At 50.3% G+C, this 3,259-nt stretch carries 2 protein-coding genes and 1 rRNA gene; all 3 read right to left on the reverse strand.

All coding sequences use genetic code 11. The features are described 5' to 3' along the window. On the reverse strand, positions 1 to 1,175 hold a 1,175-nt coding region (locus FJZ26_05110), incomplete at its 3' end, for a hypothetical protein (GenBank protein MBM3229786.1). A gap of 32 nt (positions 1,176 to 1,207) precedes the next feature. Then, complete coding sequence (locus FJZ26_05115; protein ID MBM3229787.1) at positions 1,208 to 2,461, reverse strand: hydroxymethylglutaryl-CoA reductase, degradative; 1,254 nt, start codon at positions 2,459 to 2,461, stop codon at positions 1,208 to 1,210. Positions 2,462 to 2,744: 283 nt separating this feature from the next. Then, positions 2,745 to 2,860 (reverse strand): 5S ribosomal RNA (gene rrf / locus FJZ26_05120). Between the last annotated feature and the right edge of the window lie 399 nt (positions 2,861 to 3,259).

A 3,259-nucleotide genomic window follows, 5' to 3' on the forward strand; every position in this document is an offset into this window, starting at 1 on the left:
TAAACATATGCAACCCCTGCCAAAAACCCTCCAAAAAGCAACCCCAGTCCAAGTGTCTGGACAAGCTCGCTGTGCGTGCTTAGGGAGACTGCAATGAAAAACCCTATTGCAAATGCGGCCGCAACAATCCTGCTTTCCCCTGCCTCAAGCAAGGCCCTGATTCCATGCGGCAAGGCTGCGGCAAGCAAAAATAAGCCTGCAAGTGGAAAGGCAGAGCCTGCAATAAGTGCGAAAACAAACATAGTCAAACCTTCAAGCTCACGCCCCTGTTTGCTTTTACCGATTGCAATGGCAAGTAGCGGGCTTGCTGCTGCTGCAAGAAAGATGTTGTTGAAAAGGAATTTTTGCGCCTGGAACTCATACCAGGAAAAGCTTTGGGACCCAACAAGTGCCGAAACTGCCCCAAGTAAAAGGAAAGCTGCAAGCGGCGCAAGCCTGGCAAAATCAAGCTTTGCCCCAGTGCCCCTGCCCTCAGTGTTTTCTGTATTTTTATTCATGGCGTGCAAGATGACAGTGCAGGCTCCTGCAAAGCCAATAAGTGCGCCAGCAAGGCCAAGGTGCGGGTCGGAAAGCAAGCCTGCTGCACTAAAAACAAAACCCGGTATTGCAAAAAGAGGGCTTTTTTTCATAAGGGAAAAAGCGGCAAGCCCGACAATGCAAAGCGCAAAGGCAAGCACAGGGGCAAGCCCGGCCTGGGTTGCAAAAGAAAGCAGCACATAAGGCGTTGACGTTATGATGCAGGAGGCTGCAAACGCCCACTGCCTTTCAAGCCCCAGTGCCCTTGAATACACATAAGCGCCTGCGCAAATCAGCACAACGCTAATCAAATAGGATAGCCTGTATGCCTGCTCAAGCCCGGCCGCACTTTGAACATCTGCCCCTGCAAGCATGCCAGCAAATTCAAGCGTTTTTGCACTGTGATAGCTTCCTATTCCTTCCAAGCCAACTGCGCCGCCGCCCAATCCTGCCTGTGATTGCCCCCCTCCACTCGTTGCGGTTCTCAGCCAGGAGAGTTTCTCATAAGTTGAATTGGGCAAAAGCCCGTCCCCAAACGCTATGCTTGATATCCCGTAAAAAAGCATTGCAAGAAGAAGGATTGCAATTACGTCGTACTTGTATTTTTCTACTAGTCCCTTTACTTCAGGCAAGTTGCCATTGCTGCTGTTTTTTTCCATATCAACTACCTAATTTTTCCTATTTATTTTTCTTATTTATTCATTCCTTCAAGAATTTCCTTTGCCTTGGAGACATTTATCGTGCCACAGTCTACAAGGGCCTTTGCAACAGTTTCTATCTGCTCGCCTTGGGCCCCTGCGTTCACCGCTATGTTTTTTGCGTGCAGCCTCATGTGGCCTTTTTGAATGCCTTCGGTTGTTATAGCCCTAAGTGCTGCAAAATTTTGCGCCAGGCCTACTGCAGCCAAAGCCTCGCCTAGCTGAGCAGCATTTTGTGCCTTGAGAAGCTTGAGCCCAATGGCTGCAACAGGGTGCGTTTTTATGGCCCCGCCGACAATCCCCACCTGCGCAGGTATCTCGATTTCGCCAATCAAGTCCCCGTTTTTGTCCTTGTAATACCTTGTCAGCGGCCTGTATTTTCCGCCCCATGCCGCATATGCGTGGCAGCCGGCCTCTATTGCCCTCCAGTCCTGCCCTGTTGCAATTGCCAGCGCATCAATGCCATTCATTATTCCCTTGTTGTGCGTTGCGCAGCGGAAAGGGTCCACCACGGCCAGCTCATACCCTTCAAGAATTCTGTCAACAACGTCGCTTCCGCCAAGCTCGGCCGCGCTCCATTTGGCACTTGCCCGCGCTATGCGCTTTATTGCAAGGTTGCTAAGGATTTTCACCCGCGCCTTGCCTCCTGCCATCTGCTCGATTTCAGGCGAGGAAAGCTCCATGATTGTGTTAATAGTGTTTGCGCCCATGGCATCGCGCACATCTATGTAAAATTTCAAAAGAAGTATCTTGCCTGCCTGCGAGTCAAGAAGCTCCATGTCAAGGCCCCTCACCCCGCCTCCGTACTGCTCAATGCTTCCTGCGTATTTTTTTGCAATTCCAATGACTTGCTCCTTGCCTTTTTGCAGTTTTTCAAAAGCACTCTGCGCGTCTTCAAGGCGGAACAGGGCCATCTGCCCAATCATTATCGGGGCAGTGCTTGAGGCAATAAACCCGCCGGTGCTTTTGCATAGCTTTGCGGCGTTTGAGGCTGCCGCAACCACGGAGGGCTCTTCAATCACCATTGGCACAAGGACTTCAGTGCCGTTTATCACAAAATTGGTTGCAACCCCGTATGGGAGCGGGTATGACCCTATGACGTTTTCAATCATGCGGTCGGCAACGCCAAGTGGCAGGGAGCAAGGCGTCTCAAGAAGCTTCCCCTCCTCTTGTGAAAGCTGTGCAAATTCAGCTGCAAGCTTGCGCCTCTCATCCACACTTAGCTTGTAAAACCCTGAAAATTCCATATACACTCAGCCTCATCTGTAACCTTGAAACAAGTATTATGCCGCAAGCCAATCCCACCTACAAAAAATCAATGTCCAGTAAATTAATTGCCAGGACAAGAAATATAAGTATAGGCATAAGGCAAAAGACGAATCCACCGCAGAATGCAATTGCTTTTTGATTGCCTTTTTGCGAACCCTGGGCAGCATTCGGCCGCTTGGGCTATCTTTTGCAAAACACGCCTGCAAAATGCTTGCTCTAAGTCTGGCTTTTTGGCGCATAGGCTAAGGAGTAAAATATTAGTGTCAGCAACAATACGCGTTCCCGCGGACGACCGCAGTAAAGGCAATATCGTAAGAGGGCTTAACTTCCAAGTTCGAAATGGGTTTGGGTGTTTCCCCTCCCCTATGGCCGCTGACAGTAAATTGATACGCGCCAAGCATTTATAAGCCTTTTTGATGCTCTGCGCCATTTCTCCAACGGTTTCAGTCCCCTGCATTCCGCCTGTCGCTGCCTGTTGCGCCCCACTTGTTGCTGCCTGTCGCACAATGCACAAGCTGCCTGTCGCACCATGCCCAAACGGGCCTGTTTATTTCAATGCCCAATCTCGTGCACACAGGCGTGCATATTTAAATACACCAATATTCATTAGTAATGCCAAGTTTGGGTGGTTATGATGCAGACTATCAGTTACAAATATGCCGGCTATGCCTGCTTTGCATTGGGCTTGATTGGCGCAATCGGCTCTTTTTTCGCATCCGGCTCAGGCGGGGGGGCAATGGCACTTGTTGGCGCCGGCCTTTCCGGCCTTGGGGCAA

The organism is Candidatus Parvarchaeota archaeon (assembly GCA_016866895.1).
In the GTDB taxonomy this organism is placed as follows: Archaea; Micrarchaeota; Micrarchaeia; order Anstonellales; family VGKX01; genus VGKX01.